The following is a 19448-nucleotide window of genomic DNA, read 5'->3' on the forward strand; positions in this document are numbered from 1 at the left end:
AACTTTGCACACAAACGGACATTTCAATCCTGCCGCCACAATGTCTGTAGCCGCAAAGTTGAAGTGTCCTGTTTCTGCAAAGTTAGAGTGTCACACTCCCCGCGTTTACCGAACATATGCCCGCCGCTGGGATTGTGAGCGTCTGCCACTACGCAGCGTCGAAATCAGCGCGGCTCGTCATGTAGCCGGATGGATTGGGCTCGGCCTTCATCATCGTCCGCCGCCAAGCCTCTTGCTCCGCATGGATCAAAGCCAGTTCCCAAACGCAGCCGATCACCGGTCTTTTCAACGTATCCAGGGGTTGGGCGGCAGCATAGGGTTTTCGATAGTTGTGCTGACACAGAACCGATCCCAGTATCCACCAGTGCGCTGAAACCGTCACGCCCGATTCTCCGGGGTGAATGATTACGAAGCCCATGCCATTGTCATCGCCCTCGTCTGCCACACGCGGCAGAACCTCGGCTTGGACGAAAGATTGTGCGAGGCTGAGCATGGCTTGGTCGATGCGGCGATTATCCGCAACGAGGCCATAGATTTTAAACTGCAGACTGGCCATATCCCAAAGGCCCAAATGTGACACTGTGCGTGGATGATAGATTTCAATCGGTTTTGAGTTCATGGGCCACACTCCGCTCGGCCTATTGGTGCCAACATGCGCTCTGGCCGATCGGCGTGCATTCTGCCATGATATAGGGCAGAATGAAGGACCGGTGGGGCATTTGGGCATCCAGAACCACGACGCAATAAGTTTCTACAGTCTTATATCCTGATTTCTACACGAATAAATTAATGCATTTATTTGTTTTTGTTATATAAATTTAAAATTCTATCCACCGATTTTTCTTTCCGAAACCATTTGCGACCGGCACACGTATCTAATTCTTCTGATAGCCAGCAAGGAGACGGGGAATGATCCGGACGTTCAGAGCCTGCGCATGTATTGCCGTCCTCTTCGCCATGCAGCCGCTGGCGCTTGCGGCGGAGCCTGTCGATACCGCCCAATCGATCATTCAAAACCAGATCCAGGCCTTTCTCAACGATGACGCCGAAACGGCTTATTCCTTTGCCTCGCCGCAGATCCGGCAGAAATTTCCGGACAAAAGCATCTTTTTCGAGATGGTCAAGCGCGGCTATACGCCGGTCTACCGCCCCGGCAACTTCGCCTTTGGACGCAGCAAGATCGATGGCGATACCATCGTGCAGGAGGTTCTGATTTCAGGGCCAGGCGGCAAGGACTGGACGGCACTGTACTTCCTCGTCAAGCAACCCGACGGCAGCTACAGGATCAACGGCGTGCAGATGCTGCAACAGGCGCCGGGGCCTGAGATTTAAAGAGCGGAAAGTACACCCTCTGCGGGACAACGCATTGACGTTGAGACACGCGCTCCCTTAGACATGACGTGCTAATTAAGCCCGGGAGCGTTCATCGTGAATTTGCCGCTGCAGAAAGTTTGTGACATCCATGATCTCTTCCATCCAGAGATCGACAATATTCTTAGAGACGATTTGAGATCTATTCCTTTCGGATCCCGGCGTGCCTGGGAATTCGCCATGATCTTCCGGGCGCTTTCGATCAAGGGAAAGCTTCACCCTGCAGCCCAGGGTCTTGCCATGGGCGCCGGTACTGAAAAGCTCATCTATGCGGTCGTACCGCGCGTCGCAAAGACGATGGTCACCGATCTTTATTTGCCCAATAGCGGCTGGGTCGGGGTGCGTACCGACAATCCCCGTGATCTCATCCTGCAAAAGGCGCCCTGGCCGATCGACGCGAACAAGGTCGATGCGATGGCGATGGACATGCGCAAACTCGATTTTCCCGATGAGAGCTTCGACTTCTGCTGGTCGACAGGATCATTCGAGCATATCGGGCGCGACACGGATTTCCTGCAGCACTTCAAAGAGGTCGAACGCGTCCTGAAGCCCGGCGGCGTCTATGCCTTTACCACGGCCATTACGTTCGGCGGCGCCACCGAGCCGATTCCGCACAACTACTATTTCGATCCCAACCATCTGATCGACCTGATCCATGCCTCGCCGCTGCATGCCGAGCCGGAATTCGATTGCTTCGTGCGCGATCATATTTTCAACCGCCCTCACCCGGAACGGCTGCAGGATTACGGGTGCGATGCCGCCCGCAAATTTTCCAAGCCGATCGTCTCGTTTCGCCGCGGCATCATTCTGGCGGCCAACGTGATGGTGCTGACAAAGGATTCCGGACGCACCAAAGTGCGGCCGCAGGTGTGTGGACTTGAGGAATCACGCAAGCGGTTGACGATCCAGGCAGATGGCCATCTGAGCGCGCTTTGGTCCGACTTCCAGTATCTTCAGCCAGAAGTGGAGAAAGGCAGCCTGACCATCCAGCCGCAGGTCTTCGGCGACGGCACGGCGGTAATCGACGTCATCATTCCGCATGGTGGCCCTGAGACACTGAAATGGACCGTCAAGCCCCGGCCGATTTCCGGGAGCATTACCTGGGAGCCGTTGCAATCAGGCAAGCTGACAGCCCTCGATAGCAGCTTTCGCTTCGAGACCAAGCGCGACCGTCTTTATTCCGTCAAGCTGTCAATCCCTTTGTCCGCCAAAATGTCGGGCGCGGCCAAAGATCTGAGCCGCGTCGTCGTCAAGGCGAAAGTCGTCTGAGTGCTACCATTTCACAAGGGCGCCAAGTCGCCTTGGCGCCATTCTTCCTGTGTTTCCTCCATGAAGGCGGCATAGCGGCCTTCCTCGATTGCCTTGCGGATACCGGCCATCAGGTCCTGGTAATAGGCAAGGTTGTTCCAGGTGAGCAGCATGCCGCCCAGGCTTTCGTCGGCGCGCACGAGATGATGCAGGTAGGCGCGCGAATAGTCGCGTGCTGCTGGGCATGAGGACTGATCGTCGAGCGGCCTGATATCTTCCGCATGGCGGGCATTGCGCAGGTTGACGCGGCCGCGCCGGGTGAAGGCCAGGCCGTGACGGCCGGCGCGGGTCGGCATGACGCAGTCGAACATGTCGATACCGCGCGCCACGGATTTCAGGATATCGTCGGGTGTGCCGACCCCCATCAGATAGCGTGGCTTTTCGGCGGGCAGTTCCGGGCAGGTAATGTCGAGCATATCCAGCATCACCGCCTGCGGTTCGCCGACGGCAAGGCCGCCGATCGCGTAGCCCTTCAGATCGAGCCCTGATAGTGCCTTTGCCGAGCGGACGCGCAGTGCAGGCACATCGCCACCCTGGACGATGCCGAACATCGCCTTGCCAGGCTGGTCGCCGAAAGCAGTCTTGCAGCGATCTGCCCAGCGCAGAGACATTTCCATTGCTCGTTCAATATCAAGTGCTTCGGCCGGAAGTCTCACACATTCGTCGAGCTGCATCTGGATATCGCTATCGAGCATCCCCTGGATCTCGATCGAACGTTCCGGCGACATATGATGGAGCGCGCCATCGACATGACTCTTGAAGGTCACGCCCTTTTCATCGAGCTTGCGCAGGCCGGCGAGCGACATGACCTGGAAGCCGCCGCTGTCGGTCAGGATCGGATAGGGCCAGCGGATCAGCTCATGCAGGCCGCCAAGACGCGCCACGCGCTCAGGACCGGGGCGCAGCATCAGGTGATAGGTGTTGCCCAAAATGATGTCGGCGCCGAGATCGCGCACCTGATCGAGATACATCGCCTTGACCGTGCCGACGGTTCCAACCGGCATGAAAGCCGGCGTGCGGATCTCGCCGCGCGGCATCGATACCATGCCGCGCCGGGCCTTGCCGTCAGTTGCCTGAATGTTGAACTGGAATGTCTCGGTCATGGTGTCTCGATCCTGGGATTATCCCGGAAAAGCAGGCTGGAATCGCCGTAGGAATAAAAGCGGTAGCCGGTTTTGATTGCATGGGCATAGGCCCGCCGCATGGTTTCCAGGCCACTGAACGCCGAAACCAGCATGAACAAAGTCGATTTCGGCAGGTGAAAATTGGTCATCAGCATATCCACCGCGCGAAAGCGATAGCCGGGCGTGATGAAGATGCCGGTCGGGCCGGACCAGGGGCGGATATCGCCATTCTCTTCGGCCGCACTCTCGATCAGCCGCAGCGACGTGGTACCGACGCAGACGATGCGCCCGCCCCTCGCCCGGACAGCATTCAGGCGTTCGGCAACCTCGGCACTGACATGGCCGATCTCCTGGTGCATGACGTGATCGTCGGTATCGTCCACCTTCATCGGCAGGAAGGTTCCGGCGCCCACGTGCAAGGTCACGAAATGGCGCTCGACGCCAAGCGCATCCAGGGCGTTGAACAGCCTATCGGTGAAATGAAGACCGGCGGTTGGGGCCGCTACTGCGCCTTGTTCTCGGGCATAGACCGTCTGGTAATCTGTGCGGTCCTGCTCGTCCTCGGCGCGCTTGGAGGCGATATAGGGCGGCAATGGAATATGGCCGACGGCAAGAATGGCGTCGTCGAGCGCCGGGCCGGACAGGTCAAACTGAAGGGTCACTTCGCCGGCCTCGCCCTTCTCCGCGACGGTCGCGTCCAGCGCACCCATCAGGCAGGTATTGGACCCGTGGCCGAATTCGATACGGTCGCCGGGCTTCAGGCGCTTGGCCGGGCGGGCAAACGCCTTCCAGCGGTCGGCTGCGACGCGCATGTGCAGCGTCAGGGAGACCTCAGTCACCACATCCGCGCCACGCCGCCTGACCCCTTCCAGCTGCGCGGGAATGACTTTGGTATCATTGAAAACGAGGGCATCGCCGGGACGCAGGAACTTCGGCAGGTCCATCACGCTGCGATCGCTCAGCCCGGAATCGTCTTGCGGCTGAACGACGAGCAGGCGCGCGCTGTCGCGCGGACTTGCGGGCCGCAGCGCAATATTGTCTTCGGGAAGATCGAAATCGAACAGATCGACGCGCATCAAAACTCTCTTTAAACGGCAAACCCGCCCCGGCGCCCTTCAAGGCAACGGGACGGGTTTTGGCAATAGCCTGAATTAGGCGTTGGCGGCAAGTTTCATCGAAACGATGCTGTCGGGATCCTTGACCGGCTCGCCCTTCTTGATCTTGTCGACATTGTCCATGCCGGAAATGACCTGACCCCAGACCGAGTACTGCTTGTTCAGCCATGGGCTGTCAGTAAAGCAGATGAAGAACTGCGAGTTGGCCGAGTTCGGCATCTGGCTGCGGGCCATCGAGCAGGTGCCGCGGACGTGGCTCATGTTGGAGAATTCAGCCTTGAGGTCCGGCTTGGACGAGCCGCCCATGCCGGCGCGGGCCGGATTGAAATCCTTGCCGCCGGTCTTGCCGTACTGCACGTCGCCAGTCTGCGCCATGAAGTCGTCGATGACGCGGTGGAACACGACGCCATCATAGGCACCTTCGGCGCACAGTTCCTTGATGCGGGCAACGTGGCCCGGCGCCAGGTCCGGCAGAAGCTGGATGATCACCTGCCCCTTGGTGGTTTCCATGATGATGGTGTTTTCCGGATCCTTGATCTCGGTCATGGTCTTCTCCTTTGTGTTATTTTCGTCTGCTTAAAATGGCTGAATTGAAGCCGGTGTTACTTGCCGACCTTGACGCTGATCATGCGGTCGGGATCGCTGACGGAGCCGTTATTGGCTTCGTCGCCCTTCTTGATCTTGTCGACATTGTCCATGCCTTCGACGACCTTGCCGACGACCGTATACTGGCCGTTGAGGAAATCACCGGGGGCGAACATGATGAAGAACTGGGAATTGGCGGAGTTCGGGTCCTGGCTGCGGGCCATGCCGACCGTGCCGCGCTCAAACGGAACCTTGGAAAATTCAGCCTCGACATTCGGCTTGGAGGAACCGCCCATGCCGGCCATGTCGGCCTTGAAGTCCTTTTCCATATTGCCGTACTGAACGTCGCCGGTCTGGGCCATGAAGCCGGGAATGACGCGGTGGAATGCGACATTGTTGTAATCGCCGGCAGCTGCCAGTTCCTTGATGCGCGCTACGTGCTTGGGCGCCACATCCGGCATCAGTTCGATAACGACCGGGCCGTCCTTCAGGGTGATGGTGATGTACTCCTTGGCCTGCGCAAAAGCGGTGCTGGTCAGGGATGCAAGGACAACGGCGCCTGCGAAAGCGAGTTGGAGAATTTTCATATGAACTCCCGTGGAAATAAAAAGGAAAACGTCAGGATTTGCGTTTTGCGTTCAGGGCCTGATAGACGGCCTTGGGTACGAAGGCGCTGACATCACCGCCCATGGCAGCGATCTGGCGAACCAATGTGGCGGTAATGGGCCGCGATGCTGTGCCGGCCGGAAGAAACAGGGTCTGTATATCCGGCGCCATCTGCCGGTTCATGCCCGCCATCTGCATCTCATAATCGAGGTCCGTGCCGTCGCGCAGACCACGCACCAGAAGCGATGCTCCGTGTTTTCGCGCAGCATCGACAACCAGATTATCAAACGAAACGACGGAAATATCGGCGGCCCTTTCCGGAAGAAACTCCTGGAGCGACTGGGCAATCAGCGCTGCGCGTTCGTCAAAGGAGAAGAGAGGCGTCTTGCCGGGATGGACACCGATCGCGACGATGACGGCCGGCGCCACGTTCAGCGCCTGCACCAGCACGTCGAGGTGACCGTTCGTCATCGGGTCGAAGGAGCCGGGATAAAAAGCAGTGATCATCGCGCCTGTTTCCGTTTCGAAGCCTTTTGTCATGGTCTGCGGCCATTCGCAAGGGAACTCGCTCGCCGCTCCCCGTGTTCCCGCAGGAACATCACCACGACGATAGGACCGTTACTGAATAAGCCGTTCGAAGTTGTTCCTGGGCACGTTGCTCATCCGGCAAGTAAAGAACGGAACCTTTTTCCATCACGGCCGTTTATTGGCTGAAAGGATCACCGCTATGGCACTTATTCTTCTGTCGATGACCATGTTCTTTGTCATGCTTTTTGCAACGGCAAACGCAATCAGAAAAGAAGCGCGCATGGACCGGTCTGGTCCAAACAACACTCACCTGTTTAACTAGAGGACGATCTGCAATGGCCATCACAATGATGCTCATGTCGGCAGTGATTAGTATCGTGTTCCTGGTCGATTTCGCCAAAACCATTTTCGAGCTTCAGCGCGACAGAACTGCGATGAAAGCTATGAGCCGCGACGCCGGTGGGTTCAGCGTCTGATTTTAAAATTTCTTCCAGCGGTAACCTCCAGTCCCGCTGACATAAAAAACCGGACGGTTCCCCTGCCAGTCCGGTTTTTCTTTGCCTATTGCATGTCCGAAGACAGTTTTTGAAGCAAAAAAGGCCGGGCGATGAGATCGCCCGGCCTTTCGATAAGGTAACGGCAGGTTTTATTCTTCCGTTGCAGCCGGCGGCTCGGTGGCCGGTGCATCGTCATCCAATGCATCCGTTTGGCCGGTGCCATCCTCGTCCTCTTCGGGTTCCGGCTCGCTGATGCGCTCGACGGACACGACCTTTTCGTCCTTGGCGGTCGAGAAGATCGTCACACCCTTTGTGGCGCGGCTGGCAAGCCGGATACCGCCGACGGGCACGCGGATCAACTGGCCGCCATCAGAGACCAGCATGATCTGGTCGGTGTCCTCGACCGGGAAGGCCGCGACCAGTTCGCCGATTTCGCCTGTTTTCGACGTATCCGTTGCGCGAATACCCTTGCCGCCACGCCCGGAGGTGCGGAAGTCATAGGTGGAGGAGCGCTTGCCAAAGCCCTTGACCGAGACCGTCAGCACGAATTGTTCGCGTGCCTTGAGTTCCTCGTACCGGGCATCCTCGAGCTGACCCTCCTCGGCGACCTCTTCGCCAACCAGCGCGATTTCCTCGTCCTCGCCGGTTGCCGCACGCCGCTCGGCGGCAGCACGCTTGAGATAGGCAGCCCGCTCCCAGGGCTCGGCATCGACATGGCCGACGATGGTCATCGAGATGATCCGGTCGCCGTCGCCAAGCGTGATGCCGCGAACGCCGATCGAATTGCGGCCGGCAAAGACGCGGACATCATCGACACAGAAGCGGATGCACTGGCCAAGCGCCGTCGTCAGAAGAACGTCATCATTCTCCGTGCAGGTTTCGACCGAGAGGATTTCATCGCCCTCTTCGTCGAGTTTCATGGCGATCTTGCCGTTGCGGTTGACCTGGACGAAATCCGACAGCTTGTTGCGGCGCACGGTTCCGCGCGTCGTCGAGAACATCACGTCGAGATTTTCCCACGTCGTCTCGTCTTCGGGCAGCGGCATGATCGTGGTGATGCGTTCACCGGGTTCCAGCGGCAGCATGTTGATCAGGGCCTTGCCGCGCGATTGCGGCGTGCCGACCGGCAGGCGCCAGACCTTTTCCTTGTAGACGATGCCGCGCGAGGAGAAGAACAGCATCGGCGTATGGGTATTGGCCACGAACAGGCGCGTGACGAAATCCTCGTCGCGCGTCGCCATGCCGGAGCGGCCCTTGCCGCCGCGGCGCTGTGCGCGGTAAGTCGCCAGCGGCACGCGCTTGATATAGCCGAGATGGGACACGGTGATGACCATGTCTTCCTGGGCAATCAAGTCCTCGTCGTCCATGTCCGGACCGCCTTCGACGATCACAGTGCGGCGCGGCGTGCCAAACTCTTCCCGCACGGCGATGAGTTCGTCCTTGACGATCGTCATGATGCGGATGCGCGACGACAGAATATCGAGATAGTCGCTGATCTCGGCGCCGATCTTGTTCAGTTCGTCGCCAATTTCATCGCGGCCAAGGGCCGTCAGGCGGGCAAGGCGCAGTTCGAGGATGGCGCGCGCCTGCTCTTCCGACAGGTTGTAGGTGAGGTCCTCGTTGATGCGGTGGCGCGGATCGTCGATGAGACGGATCAGGCTTTCGACATCCGATGCAGGCCAGCGGCGCGTCATCAACTGTTCGCGCGCGGTGGCTGGATCTGGCGCGTTGCGGATCAGCTTGATGATCTCGTCGATATTGGCGACAGCGATCGCCAGGCCGACCAAGACATGCGCGCGGTCGCGTGCCTTGCGCAGCAGATATTTGGTGCGGCGGCTGATGACTTCCTCGCGGAAGGACACGAACGCACGCAGCATGTCGAGCAGCGTCATCTGCTCCGGCTTGCCGCCGTTCAGCGCCACCATGTTGCAGCCAAACGAGGTCTGCAGCGGCGTGTAGCGATAGAGCTGGTTGAGGATGACCTCGGCATTGGCGTCGCGCTTGAGCTCGACAACGACGCGGTAACCCTGGCGGTCGGATTCGTCGCGAAGGTCCGAAATACCCTCGATGCGCTTGTCCTTGACCAGTTCGGCCATCTTCTCGATCATCGTCGCCTTATTCACCTGGAAGGGAACTTCGGTGATGATGATCTGCTCGCGGTCGCCACGCATCGGCTCGATGGTGGCGCGTCCGCGCATGATGACCGAGCCGCGGCCTGTCTCGTAGGCGGAGCGGATGCCGGACCGGCCGAGGATGAACGCGCCGGTCGGGAAGTCCGGACCCGGGATGATCTCCATCAGCTGCGGCAGTTCCAGTCCCGGCTCGTCGATCAGGGCGATACAGCCATTGATGACTTCGATCAGGTTGTGCGGCGGGATATTGGTCGCCATGCCGACGGCGATGCCGCCGGCGCCATTGACCAGAAGGTTCGGGAATTTCGCCGGAACAACCGACGGTTCGCTCAGCGTGCCGTCATAGTTGTCGCGAAAATCGACCGTTTCCTTGTCGAGGTCGTCGAGCAGCGCATGGGCTGCCTTCTGCAGGCGGCACTCGGTATAGCGTTCGGCCGCCGGCGGGTCGCCGTCGATGGAGCCGAAATTGCCCTGACCGTCGATCAGCGGCAAGCGCAGCGACCAGGGCTGCGCCATGCGGGCGAGCGCGTCATAGATCGCCGAGTTGCCGTGCGGATGGAATTTACCCATCACGTCGCCGGTGACGCGGGCGCATTTGACGTATTTCTTGTTCCAGTCGATGCCCAGCTCACTCATCCCGAACAGGATGCGCCGGTGCACGGGCTTCAGACCATCGCGGACATCGGGAAGCGCACGGCTGACGATAACGCTCATGGCGTAATCGAGATACGAGCGCTGCATTTCCTCCATGATGGAAATGGGCTCGATGCCTGGTGGATTCTTGCCGCCGCCGGGTGTGCTTTGTTCAGTCAATTTCGATCACGATCTTTGTTCAGAATCAGACAGATTTTTATAGCCGAATGCATTGGCGAGCGCCAATTTCGGGGCTGGGTTTTGAACAGCCTTTTAGGCTCATCGGCGCTCTCGCAGGCATTTGCAAGGCAAAAGCGGCCAAACAGTGAAAGACAGGCCTTTCCTTCGGCGCTACCCTCCCCTAACAATTCATCAGACGGTCATCATAAACAAGGCCGCGAGGGGAACGGGATGTCTCACATCGACCTTCTGATCAATGCGCTGACCACGATCCTGGTCACCATCGATCCACCCGGCCTTGCGCCGATCTTCCTCAGCCTGACCGTCGGCATGAGCCGTCACGAGCGGTTTCTGGTGGCGCGGCGCGGGACGCTGATCGCCTTCTTCATCCTGTCGGCCTTCGCGCTGTTTGGAAACGGCATTCTGGGACTGCTTGGCATTTCCATCGGCGCCTTCCGGATCGCCGGCGGTCTGCTGCTGTTCTGGATCGCCTTCGAAATGATCTTCGAGAAGCGCAATGAACGCAAGGAAAAGACCGGCGAAGCAGCGATTACGCGCGACCACATCCACAATATAGCGGTGTTTCCGCTGGCACTGCCGCTGATTGCCGGACCCGGCGCGATTTCGGCGACGATCCTGCTTTCCGGATCCTTCTCATCCACCATCGACCGGGCTCAGCTGATCCTTGTCATCGCCTTTTGCCTTGCCATCCTGTTTGCCGCCCTGGTGATCGCCGAGCGCATCGACCGGTTTCTCGGCGTCACCGGCCGCGCCATCCTGACCCGGCTGCTTGGCGTCATCCTCGCGGCTCTGGCCGTGCAATTCGTCGTCGATGGCATCAAATCGACCATGGCTCTGTGAGCCCGGATGATTGATTGAGGCTTATGAAAAAGCCTGGTTTTCTGGATATTCAGCCTTTTGCCTAGGATATTTAAACAGTCCTGCAGGGAAGTTCGGAAATTAGAATATTGTCAAATTCTCCGTCATTCCTGTGCCTGTCACAGGAATCCAGTCAGCTCAAGTCCTTGAGCTGAAAGAGTCTTTTGACCCAGCAGACGCCGGGTCGCTGGATCCCCGCCACAAGGGCGAGGATGACGGAGAGTGAGACACTGCCCCCGCGACTTTCGGTGTTTGTCGACAATCAGAACGGAATGTCGTCGTCCATGTCGCGCGAAAAGTTTCCGCCGCTGCTGGCGCCACCGCCGGAACGGCCTGCGGGGGCCGAGGAGGGACGATCGTAATCGCCGCCGTAATTGTCCGAGCCGCCGCCCGCATTGCCGCCGCCATAGTCCGAGCTGCCACGGCCACCGCCCTGCCCGTCACCCCGGCCACCAAGCATAGTCAGCGTCGAGTTGAAGCCCTGCAGCACGACTTCCGTCGAGTAGCGGTCCTGGCCGTCCTTGTCCTGCCATTTGCGGGTCTGCAGCTGGCCTTCGATGTAAACCGTCGCGCCCTTTTTCAGATACTGCTCGGCAACCTTGCAGAGACCTTCGTTAAAGATCACCACACGATGCCATTCGGTCTTTTCCTTGCGCTCACCGGAATTGCGGTCGCGCCAGCTTTCCGAGGTCGCAATGTTCAGGTTGGCGATCGGCTTGCCGTCCTGCGTGCGCCGGATTTCCGGGTCTGCCCCGAGGTTACCGATCAAAATCACCTTGTTGACACTGCCTGCCATCTTGCTTTTCCCGCTATCTCGCCCGGCATTTCCGCCCGGCTACCAAATTCAGAGCGCACATCTTAGCGGCTGACGGCCAAGCATACGCCCCTTTGCATTGTGTCATCCACAACAGATTTCAAATTATGTTCTTTCTTTGTTCTAATAAATTTGTAATATCCTGTCAACCGACTCGGAAAGCCTGCTGTTTTTCACCTTGCGCCTCGACATGGGCGCTGGCGTCCTTAAATAAGAGCTTTCAAACGCATGTACAAAGCTGGGCACGATGAGCAAACTTGAGACCATTTCCATCCGCGGCGCGCGCGAACACAATCTCAAAGGCATCGACCTTGACCTGCCGCGCAACAAGCTGATCGTCATGACCGGCCTTTCCGGCTCGGGAAAATCCTCGCTTGCCTTCGATACGATCTATGCCGAGGGACAGCGGCGTTATGTCGAGAGCCTGTCGGCCTATGCCCGCCAATTCCTCGAGATGATGCAGAAGCCTGATGTCGATCAGATCGACGGGCTGTCGCCGGCAATCTCGATCGAGCAGAAGACCACCTCGCGCAATCCGCGCTCGACCGTCGGTACAGTGACCGAGATCTACGACTATATGCGTCTGCTTTTTGCCCGCGTTGGCGTGCCCTATTCGCCGGCGACCGGCCTGCCGATCGAAAGCCAGACGGTCAGCCAGATGGTCGACCGGGTCGTCGACTTCGGCGAAGGTACCCGTCTTTATATCCTCGCGCCGATCGTGCGCGGCCGGAAGGGCGAGTATAAGAAAGAGCTCGCCGAGCTGATGAAGAAGGGGTTTCAGCGCGTCAAGATCGACGGGCAGTTCTACGAGATTGCCGAGGCGCCGGTGCTCGACAAGAAATACAAGCATGACATCGACGTCGTCGTCGATCGCGTCGTCGTGCGCCCGGACCTGACGGCACGTCTGGCCGACAGCCTGGAGACCTGCCTGACGCTTGCCGATGGCCTTGCCATTGCGGAATTTGCCGACAAACCGCTGCCGCCGGAAGAAACGGCAGCCGGCGGGTCCGCCAATAAATCGCTGAACGAAACGCATGAGCGCGTGCTGTTTTCGGAAAAATTCGCCTGCCCGGTATCCGGCTTCACAATTTCGGAAATCGAACCGCGGCTGTTCTCGTTCAACAACCCGTTTGGCGCCTGCCCGACCTGCGATGGTCTGGGCAGTCAGCAGAAGATCGATGAGGCGCTGATCGTTCCGGAACCCGACCGGACGCTGAAGAACGGCGCCATCGCCCCCTGGGCCAAATCATCCTCACCCTATTATAACCAGACGCTCGAAGCGCTCGGAAAAGCCTTCGGGTTCAAGCTGTCAAGCAAATGGACCGATCTTTCCGACCAGGCGCGGCATGCGATCCTGCAGGGGACCGAGGAAAAGATCAGCTTCCATTACGAGGACGGCGCCCGCTCCTACAATACCACCAAGAATTTCGAGGGCATCGTGCCCAATCTGGAGCGGCGCTGGAAGGAGACCGACAGTGCCTGGGCGCGCGAGGAAATCGAGCGCTACATGTCGGCAGCCCCCTGCCCGGCCTGCAACGGTTTTCGCCTGAAGCCAGAGGCGCTCGCCGTCAAGATCAACAAGCTGCATATCGGCGAAGTCACGCAGATGTCGATCCGAGTTGCGCGCGACTGGTTCGACGTCCTGCCGGACCACATGAATGCCAAGCAGAACGAGATCGCAGTACGTATCCTCAAGGAAATCCGCGAACGGCTGCGCTTCCTCAACGATGTCGGGCTTGAATATCTGAGCCTGTCACGCAATTCCGGCACGCTGTCGGGCGGCGAGAGCCAGCGCATCCGGCTCGCCTCGCAGATCGGCTCCGGCTTGACCGGCGTGCTCTACGTTCTCGACGAACCGTCGATCGGCCTGCACCAGCGCGACAACGCCCGCCTGCTCGATACGCTGCGGCATCTGCGCGACATCGGAAACACGGTTATCGTCGTCGAGCATGACGAAGACGCGATCATGACGGCTGATTATGTCGTCGATATCGGCCCGGCGGCCGGCATTCACGGCGGCGAAGTCGTGGCGCAGGGCACGCCGGCCGAAGTGCTTGCCAATCCGAATTCGCTGACCGGCAAATATCTGTCCGGTGAAATGGCGGTTGCGGTTCCCGCCGAGCGGCGCAAGCCGAAGAAGAAAAAGGAAATCACCGTTGTTGGCGCCCGCGCCAACAATCTGAAAAATGTCACGGCCTCGATCCCGTTGGGGATTTTCACCGCGGTGACCGGCGTATCAGGCGGCGGCAAATCCACCTTCCTGATCGAGACGCTCTACAAGGCGGCGGCACGGCGTATCATGGGCGCACGCGAAAATCCGGCAGAGCATGACCGGATCGACGGTTTCGAACATATCGACAAGGTCATCGACATCGATCAGTCGCCGATCGGCCGCACGCCGCGCTCCAACCCGGCCACCTATACCGGCGCGTTTACGCCGATCCGCGACTGGTTTGCCGGCCTGCCGGAGGCAAAGACGCGCGGCTATCAGCCCGGCCGATTCTCGTTCAACGTCAAGGGCGGCCGTTGCGAGGCCTGCCAGGGCGACGGCGTCATCAAGATCGAGATGCACTTCCTGCCCGATGTCTATGTCACCTGCGACGTCTGCCACGGCAAGCGCTACAACCGCGAAACGCTGGATGTGCATTTCAAGGGCAAGTCGATCGCCGACGTGCTCGACATGACCGTCGAGGAAGGCGTCGAGTTCTTTGCTGCCGTTCCGGCCGTGCGCGACAAGCTGCAGGCGCTGCAGGGCGTCGGCCTCGGCTATATTAAGGTCGGCCAGCAGGCCAACACGCTCTCGGGTGGCGAGGCGCAGCGCGTCAAGCTCGCCAAGGAACTGTCGAAACGCTCGACCGGCCGCACCCTCTACATTCTCGACGAGCCGACCACAGGCCTGCATTTTCACGATGTCGCCAAGCTGCTGGAAGTGTTGCACGAACTGGTCAACCAGGGAAATTCCGTTGTGGTCATCGAGCACAATCTCGAAGTCATCAAGACGGCCGACTGGGTGATCGATTTCGGCCCGGAGGGCGGCGATGGTGGCGGCGAAGTGATTGCCGCTGGAACACCGGAAGACATCGTCAAGGAAAAGCGCTCGCATACCGGCGCCTTCCTGAAGGAGCTTTTGGAGCGGCGTCCGATCCGCAAGATGGCTGCAGCGGAATAAGGCGAAGAGCGGGAGAGAGTTGCACATGACAAAATCAGGCACGATCCGTTGCGGCATTGGCGGCTGGACCTTCGATCCGTGGGAGGGGACCTTTTATCCCGAGACGCTGGCCAAGAAGCGGCAGCTGGAATATGCCAGCAGCCAATTGAAGGCGATCGAGGTCAACGGCACCTATTACGGCTCGCAAAAGCCGGAGACTTTCGCCAAATGGGCGTCGGAAGTGCCGGAGGATTTTATCTTCTCGCTGAAGGCCAGCCGCTTTACCACCAATAAGAAGGTTCTGGCGGAAGCCGGTGAATCGATTGGAAAATTCTTGAGCCAAGGACTGACGGAGCTGGGGAGCCACCTCGGCCCCATTCTCTGGCAGTTCATGCCGACTAAGAAGTTCGATGCTGATGATTTCGGGGCGTTTCTGGCGCTCCTGCCGGAAAAGCAGGATGGCCTGACGTTGCGTCATGTGGTCGAGGTCAGGCATGATTCCTTCCGCACGCCGGAATTCACCGCCCTGCTTGCCAAGCACAAGGTGGCGGTCGTCTGCGCCGATCATTTCGACTATCCGATGATTGCCGATGTCACCGGCGATTTTGTCTATACGCGGCTTCAGACCGGCAGCGATGATGTCGAGACCTGTTACGATGACAAGCGTCTCGATCTCTGGGCGGACCGGGTGAAAATCTGGGCGGCGGGCGGTGATATTGCTGACCTCGCCCATGCCGATCCCGGTCACAAGCCGGACAAGAAGCCGCGCGACGTCTTTGCGTTTTTCATCTCCGAGGGCAAGGTCAATGCGCCGAACGGCGCACGCGCACTGCAGAAACGGGTGGACTGATCAACCGCTGGCGGTCGGGAGCGGTTCTATCGCGGCGGCAAGATCGTCTGCGGTCAATCCCTCGCCGGCCTTCATCCCCGCCCGGCCGTGACGCCAGACGCCCGAAGCGGCCGCCTCGAAGGCAGGCATGCCCTGGGCAAGATGTGCGCCGATGATACCGGAGAGGGTATCGCCCGATCCGGCGGTCGCCAGCCAAGGCGGCGCATTGGTATTGATCGCAGCACGGCCATCGGGCGATGCGATCACCGTATCCGCCCCCTTGTAGACAATGACGGCATGACTGCGTTTGGCAGCCATAACAGCGCGATCGACTTTTGACAGGGCGGGATCAGCAGCGATATCCGCAAACAGTCTCGCAAACTCGCCCTCGTGCGGGGTCATGACCAGCCGGGTGCCGCCTCCCGCAAACGCGTTGAAAAGCAACGCCGGGTCATCCTTGAAAGCGGTGATTCCGTCGGCATCGAGCACAAGCGACCGCTCGCACAGCATCAGGGCGTAACGCCGCGCTTTCTCCAGATCGCCAAATCCAGGCCCGAGCACGAAGGTGTTGATCCGCTTGTCGGCAATCCAGTGCGAGAGAACTGCGGCGTCCTCGATCTCTTTCAGCATGATGGCCGTCAGATGGGCTGCGTTGGTATCCAGCGCTGCGGATGTGGAGGCAAGCGTTACCAGCCCGGCCCCGGCTTTCAGCCCCGCCATCGCTGAAAGCCGTGCAGCACCCGTCGAGAGCGGCCCGCCCGAGAAGATGGCGAGATGACCGCGCTTGTATTTATGGGCGGAGGGATCAAGCGTCTGCGTCACTCCCGCCCAGAGATGCGGCCCGTTTTCGCAAAGCCCACTGGCATGGCTCAGCAAAATACGCTGGGGTATGCCGATATCGCAGACCTCCATTCTGCCGCAGAGGCTGCGGCCGGGCATCAGCAGATGGCCGGGCTTTCGCGCCATGAAGGTCACCGTGTGGCTGGCGCGAAAACTCTCGCCCAGAACCTGGCCGGTGCGCCCATCAAGGCCGGAGGGCAGATCAACGGCGATCACGGGAAGCAGCGCCTGCGTGACAGCCTGCATCACCAGCGCAACATCGCCGGGAACAGCACGCGACAGGCCGGCGCCAAACAGGGCATCGATGACGACATCCCCGGCTTTTGGCAGGTAGGCCTGAAGCGGCTCGACGCTGCGGCCCCATTGCGCATATGCAAGGGCCGCGTCGCCCTTAAGATGCGCGCTGTCCCCGAGCGCATGAACCACGACCTCCGCACCGCTTCCAAGCAGGGCGGCCGCCGCGATATAGCCGTCGCCGCCATTGTTGCCGGGTCCGCACAACACGGCAAACCGCAGCGCCTGTGGATAGAGCCTGAGCGCTGCCGCCGACACGGCCATCCCCGCCGATGTCATCAGCGAAAAACTGTCTATGCCCGATTGCGCGGCCTCGCGGTCGATCGCGGACATTTCGACGGGGGTGATGGTGATTTGGTGCATGCCTCAAAATGCCCGCAAGCGGCGCAGCCGACAAGCTTAAAACATCAGCTTATTTTGTATTCTTTTTAGGCATTTGCATAGAATTTATGCTGACTTGCGGCGCCCACGGCGGCAACAACTGGCCTGCGTTGAGGACAAACCGCCGCCTGGCAGAAAAATTCATAAAAAATAGGCAAATGACGCTGTTTATTCCGCAGAAAGCGATATGATCATCGCAGCTGCGGGTGTTTTCACCCAAAACGGCATCGCATTTGCCATATCTGGCATGTAAAATGCATATTGAGGGCGAGCGGGCATAAGCCTGCCATAACGGGAGAAGCGGAGAGACATTTTCTCATGAAAAAGATCGAAGCGATCATAAAGCCTTTCAAGCTGGACGAAGTGAAGGAAGCCCTTCAGGAAGTTGGCCTGCAGGGGATCACCGTCACCGAAGCCAAGGGCTTTGGACGCCAGAAGGGCCACACGGAACTGTATCGTGGGGCGGAATACGTTGTTGATTTTCTCCCGAAGGTGAAAGTCGAAGTCGTACTGGCTGACGAAAATGCGGAGGCCGTGATCGAGGCCATACGGAATGCCGCCCAGACCGGGCGTATTGGCGACGGAAAGATCTTCGTTTCCAATATCGAGGAGGTTATCCGCATCCGTACCGGTGAGACCGGCATCGACGCCATCTAATCCGCCTGACCACAGGGTTCGGGCACTACCTCGTCATCTCAAAAGAGGGACTGATAAAAAATGACGACTGCAAATGATATCCTCAAGCAAATCAAGGATAACGACGTCAAGTTCGTTGATCTGCGCTTCACCGACCCCAAGGGCAAGCTGCATCACCTGACGATGGACGTTGGCTGTGTCGACGAAGACATGTTCGCCGATGGCGTCATGTTCGACGGCTCGTCGATCGGCGGCTGGAAGGCTATCAACGAATCCGACATGGTTCTGATGCCCGATCCGGCCACCGTGCACATGGATCCTTTCTTTGCGCAGTCCACGATGGTGATCGTCTGCGATATTCTCGACCCGGTCTCCGGCGAAGCCTACAACCGCGACCCGCGCGGTATCGCCAAGAAGGCCGAGGCCTATCTCAAGGCGTCGGGCATCGGCGACACGGTTTTCGTTGGCCCTGAGCCGGAATTCTTCGTGTTCGACGACGTCAAGTACAAGGCCGATCCCTACAATACCGGCTTCAAGCTCGATTCCTCCGAACTGCCCTCCAATGACGACACCGATTACGAGACCGGCAACCTCGGTCACCGTCCGCGCGTCAAGGGCGGCTATTTCCCGGTCCCGCCGATCGACAGCTGCCAGGACATGCGCTCCGAAATGCTGACGGTTCTGACCGAAATGGGCGTCACCGTCGAAAAGCAGCACCATGAAGTCGCCGCAGCCCAGCACGAACTGGGTGTCCGGTTCGACACCCTGGTGCGCAATGCCGACAAGGTGCAGATCTACAAATATGTCGTGCACCAGGTCGCCAACGCCTATGGCAAGACGGCGACCTTCATGCCGAAGCCGATTTTCGGCGATAACGGCTCGGGCATGCACGTCCACCTGTCGATCTGGAAGGACTCCAAGCCGACCTTCGCAGGCGACGAATATGCCGGCCTGTCGGAAAGCTGCCTGTTCTTCATCGGCGGCATCATCAAGCATGCCAAGTCGATCAACGCTTTTTCCAATCCGACGACGAACTCCTACAAGCGTCTCGTACCGGGTTACGAAGCGCCGGTTCTTCTGGCCTATTCCGCCCGCAACCGCTCGGCCTCCTGCCGTATTCCGTTCGGAACCGGTCCGAAGTCCAAGCGCGTCGAAGTCCGCTTCCCCGACCCGCTGGCCAACCCCTATCTCGCCTTTGCCGCCATGCTGATGGCCGGTCTCGATGGCATCAAGAACAAGATCCATCCTGGCAAGGCCATGGACAAGGATCTCTACGACCTGCCGCCGAAGGAATTGAAGAAAATCCCGACCGTCTGCGGCTCGCTGCGCGAAGCGCTGGAGAACCTCGACAGGGATCGCAAGTTCCTGACCGCCGGTGGCGTGTTCGACGACGACCAGATCGATTCCTATATCGAGCTGAAGATGGTCGAGGTCATGCAGTATGAAATGACCCCGCACCCGGTCGAATTCGACATGTACTACTCGGCCTAACAGCCGCTTGCGGACCCGCGACCAAGCGGGTCCGTCTCAAACAAAAGGCCGGCTTTC

The 19448-nt window shown here is 59.2% G+C and carries 18 protein-coding genes; 9 read left to right on the forward strand and 9 right to left on the reverse strand.

Annotated features, from left to right (window positions below; all coding sequences use genetic code 11):
* Positions 1-148 precede the first annotated feature (148 nt).
* Positions 149-619 (reverse strand): hypothetical protein, encoded by a 471-nt coding sequence (locus PYR65_RS13215; RefSeq protein ID WP_276118327.1) that lies wholly within the window; start codon positions 617-619, stop codon positions 149-151.
* A 338-nt stretch (positions 620-957) separates the two neighbouring features.
* Here PYR65_RS13215 and PYR65_RS13220 point away from each other — a divergent pair, with 338 nt between their 5' ends.
* Together PYR65_RS13220 and PYR65_RS13225 are read left to right on the forward strand one after the other, a co-directional pair.
* Positions 958-1332 carry a DUF4864 domain-containing protein gene (locus PYR65_RS13220; RefSeq protein ID WP_276121057.1) on the forward strand — a complete coding sequence of 125 codons (375 nt, stop codon included), beginning with the start codon at positions 958-960 and terminating at the stop codon, positions 1330-1332.
* Between the two features lie 219 nt (positions 1333-1551).
* Positions 1552-2640, forward strand: a complete 1089-nt coding sequence (locus tag PYR65_RS13225; protein WP_276118328.1) for a class I SAM-dependent methyltransferase — start codon at positions 1552-1554, stop codon at positions 2638-2640.
* Positions 2641-2651: 11 nt separating this feature from the next.
* Here the strand turns inward: PYR65_RS13225 and tgt are convergent, their stop codons facing one another.
* The 5 genes from tgt to coaD form a co-directional block, all read right to left on the reverse strand.
* Positions 2652-3782, reverse strand: a complete 1131-nt coding sequence (gene tgt / locus PYR65_RS13230; RefSeq protein WP_276118329.1) for a tRNA guanosine(34) transglycosylase Tgt — start codon at positions 3780-3782, stop codon at positions 2652-2654.
* Positions 3779-4879 carry a tRNA preQ1(34) S-adenosylmethionine ribosyltransferase-isomerase QueA gene (gene queA, locus PYR65_RS13235; RefSeq protein ID WP_276118330.1) on the reverse strand — a complete coding sequence of 367 codons (1101 nt, stop codon included), beginning with the start codon at positions 4877-4879 and terminating at the stop codon, positions 3779-3781. The genes tgt and queA overlap by 4 nt, the downstream gene beginning before the upstream one ends.
* A gap of 75 nt (positions 4880-4954) precedes the next feature.
* Positions 4955-5464, reverse strand: a complete 510-nt coding sequence (locus tag PYR65_RS13240) for a peptidylprolyl isomerase (RefSeq protein WP_276118331.1) — start codon at positions 5462-5464, stop codon at positions 4955-4957.
* Positions 5465-5520: 56 nt separating this feature from the next.
* On the reverse strand, positions 5521-6090 hold the full coding sequence (locus PYR65_RS13245; protein WP_276118332.1) for a peptidylprolyl isomerase: 570 nt from the start codon (positions 6088-6090) through the stop codon (positions 5521-5523).
* A gap of 31 nt (positions 6091-6121) precedes the next feature.
* Positions 6122-6616 (reverse strand): pantetheine-phosphate adenylyltransferase, encoded by a 495-nt coding sequence (gene coaD, locus PYR65_RS13250; protein ID WP_276118333.1) that lies wholly within the window; start codon positions 6614-6616, stop codon positions 6122-6124.
* A gap of 356 nt (positions 6617-6972) precedes the next feature.
* Between coaD and PYR65_RS13255 the strand changes: the two genes are divergently transcribed.
* The gene (locus tag PYR65_RS13255; RefSeq protein ID WP_156383383.1) at positions 6973-7113 is read left to right on the forward strand and encodes a hypothetical protein; all 141 of its coding nucleotides are present in this window, start codon (positions 6973-6975) and stop codon (positions 7111-7113) included.
* A 170-nt stretch (positions 7114-7283) separates the two neighbouring features.
* On the opposite strand, the gene gyrA is transcribed toward PYR65_RS13255, so the two are convergent.
* Entirely contained in the window at positions 7284-10079 is a 2796-nt protein-coding gene (gene gyrA, locus PYR65_RS13260; RefSeq protein ID WP_276118334.1) for a DNA gyrase subunit A, read from the reverse strand.
* 231 nt (positions 10080-10310) lie between these two features.
* Between gyrA and PYR65_RS13265 the strand changes: the two genes are divergently transcribed.
* Positions 10311-10940, forward strand: a complete 630-nt coding sequence (locus tag PYR65_RS13265) for a MarC family protein (RefSeq protein WP_060641056.1) — start codon at positions 10311-10313, stop codon at positions 10938-10940.
* 280 nt (positions 10941-11220) lie between these two features.
* On the opposite strand, the gene PYR65_RS13270 is transcribed toward PYR65_RS13265, so the two are convergent.
* Positions 11221-11754, reverse strand: coding sequence for a single-stranded DNA-binding protein (locus tag PYR65_RS13270; RefSeq protein ID WP_276118335.1), 534 nt, complete (start codon positions 11752-11754; stop codon positions 11221-11223).
* A gap of 265 nt (positions 11755-12019) precedes the next feature.
* Here PYR65_RS13270 and uvrA point away from each other — a divergent pair, with 265 nt between their 5' ends.
* Together uvrA and PYR65_RS13280 are read left to right on the forward strand one after the other, a co-directional pair.
* A complete protein-coding gene (gene uvrA / locus PYR65_RS13275; RefSeq protein ID WP_276118336.1) occupies positions 12020-14941 on the forward strand; it encodes an excinuclease ABC subunit UvrA in 2922 nt (973 codons plus the stop codon).
* Between the two features lie 25 nt (positions 14942-14966).
* A complete protein-coding gene (locus tag PYR65_RS13280; protein WP_276118337.1) occupies positions 14967-15770 on the forward strand; it encodes a DUF72 domain-containing protein in 804 nt (267 codons plus the stop codon).
* On the opposite strand, the gene PYR65_RS13285 is transcribed toward PYR65_RS13280, so the two are convergent.
* Positions 15771-17246: an NAD(P)H-hydrate dehydratase gene (locus tag PYR65_RS13285; protein ID WP_276118338.1), complete on the reverse strand. Its 1476-nt coding sequence runs from the start codon at positions 17244-17246 to the stop codon at positions 15771-15773.
* An 8-nt stretch (positions 17247-17254) separates the two neighbouring features.
* Here PYR65_RS13285 and PYR65_RS13290 point away from each other — a divergent pair, with 8 nt between their 5' ends.
* The 3 genes from PYR65_RS13290 (at position 17255) to glnA (ending at position 19391) form a co-directional block, all read left to right on the forward strand.
* Entirely contained in the window at positions 17255-17455 is a 201-nt protein-coding gene (locus tag PYR65_RS13290; protein ID WP_276118339.1) for a hypothetical protein, read from the forward strand.
* A 127-nt stretch (positions 17456-17582) separates the two neighbouring features.
* Entirely contained in the window at positions 17583-17921 is a 339-nt protein-coding gene (locus PYR65_RS13295) for a P-II family nitrogen regulator (protein ID WP_018324798.1), read from the forward strand.
* Positions 17922-17981: 60 nt separating this feature from the next.
* Positions 17982-19391 (forward strand): type I glutamate--ammonia ligase, encoded by a 1410-nt coding sequence (gene glnA / locus PYR65_RS13300; protein ID WP_276118340.1) that lies wholly within the window; start codon positions 17982-17984, stop codon positions 19389-19391.
* Positions 19392-19448: the final 57 nt, after the last annotated feature.

Source organism: Pararhizobium qamdonense (assembly GCF_029277445.1).
Taxonomy (GTDB): domain Bacteria; phylum Pseudomonadota; class Alphaproteobacteria; order Rhizobiales; family Rhizobiaceae; genus Pararhizobium; species Pararhizobium qamdonense.

What these genes read in the sequence shown, in the direction of transcription:
- PYR65_RS13215 (WP_276118327.1), bottom strand. Translation starts at nt 619, where the DNA reads ATGAACTCAAAACCGATTGAAATCTATCATCCACGCACAGTGTCACAT.
- PYR65_RS13220 (WP_276121057.1), top strand. Translation starts at nt 958, where the DNA reads ATGCAGCCGCTGGCGCTTGCGGCGGAGCCTGTCGATACCGCCCAATCG.
- PYR65_RS13225 (WP_276118328.1), top strand. Translation starts at nt 1,552, where the DNA reads ATGATCTTCCGGGCGCTTTCGATCAAGGGAAAGCTTCACCCTGCAGCC.
- tgt (WP_276118329.1), bottom strand. Translation starts at nt 3,782, where the DNA reads ATGACCGAGACATTCCAGTTCAACATTCAGGCAACTGACGGCAAGGCC.
- queA (WP_276118330.1), bottom strand. Translation starts at nt 4,879, where the DNA reads ATGCGCGTCGATCTGTTCGATTTCGATCTTCCCGAAGACAATATTGCG.
- PYR65_RS13240 (WP_276118331.1), bottom strand. Translation starts at nt 5,464, where the DNA reads ATGACCGAGATCAAGGATCCGGAAAACACCATCATCATGGAAACCACC.
- PYR65_RS13245 (WP_276118332.1), bottom strand. Translation starts at nt 6,090, where the DNA reads ATGAAAATTCTCCAACTCGCTTTCGCAGGCGCCGTTGTCCTTGCATCC.
- coaD (WP_276118333.1), bottom strand. Translation starts at nt 6,616, where the DNA reads ATGATCACTGCTTTTTATCCCGGCTCCTTCGACCCGATGACGAACGGT.
- PYR65_RS13255 (WP_156383383.1), top strand. Translation starts at nt 6,973, where the DNA reads ATGGCCATCACAATGATGCTCATGTCGGCAGTGATTAGTATCGTGTTC.
- PYR65_RS13265 (WP_060641056.1), top strand. Translation starts at nt 10,311, where the DNA reads ATGTCTCACATCGACCTTCTGATCAATGCGCTGACCACGATCCTGGTC.
- PYR65_RS13270 (WP_276118335.1), bottom strand. Translation starts at nt 11,754, where the DNA reads ATGGCAGGCAGTGTCAACAAGGTGATTTTGATCGGTAACCTCGGGGCA.
- uvrA (WP_276118336.1), top strand. Translation starts at nt 12,020, where the DNA reads ATGAGCAAACTTGAGACCATTTCCATCCGCGGCGCGCGCGAACACAAT.
- PYR65_RS13280 (WP_276118337.1), top strand. Translation starts at nt 14,967, where the DNA reads ATGACAAAATCAGGCACGATCCGTTGCGGCATTGGCGGCTGGACCTTC.
- PYR65_RS13285 (WP_276118338.1), bottom strand. Translation starts at nt 17,246, where the DNA reads ATGCACCAAATCACCATCACCCCCGTCGAAATGTCCGCGATCGACCGC.
- PYR65_RS13290 (WP_276118339.1), top strand. Translation starts at nt 17,255, where the DNA reads ATGCCCGCAAGCGGCGCAGCCGACAAGCTTAAAACATCAGCTTATTTT.
- PYR65_RS13295 (WP_018324798.1), top strand. Translation starts at nt 17,583, where the DNA reads ATGAAAAAGATCGAAGCGATCATAAAGCCTTTCAAGCTGGACGAAGTG.
- glnA (WP_276118340.1), top strand. Translation starts at nt 17,982, where the DNA reads ATGACGACTGCAAATGATATCCTCAAGCAAATCAAGGATAACGACGTC.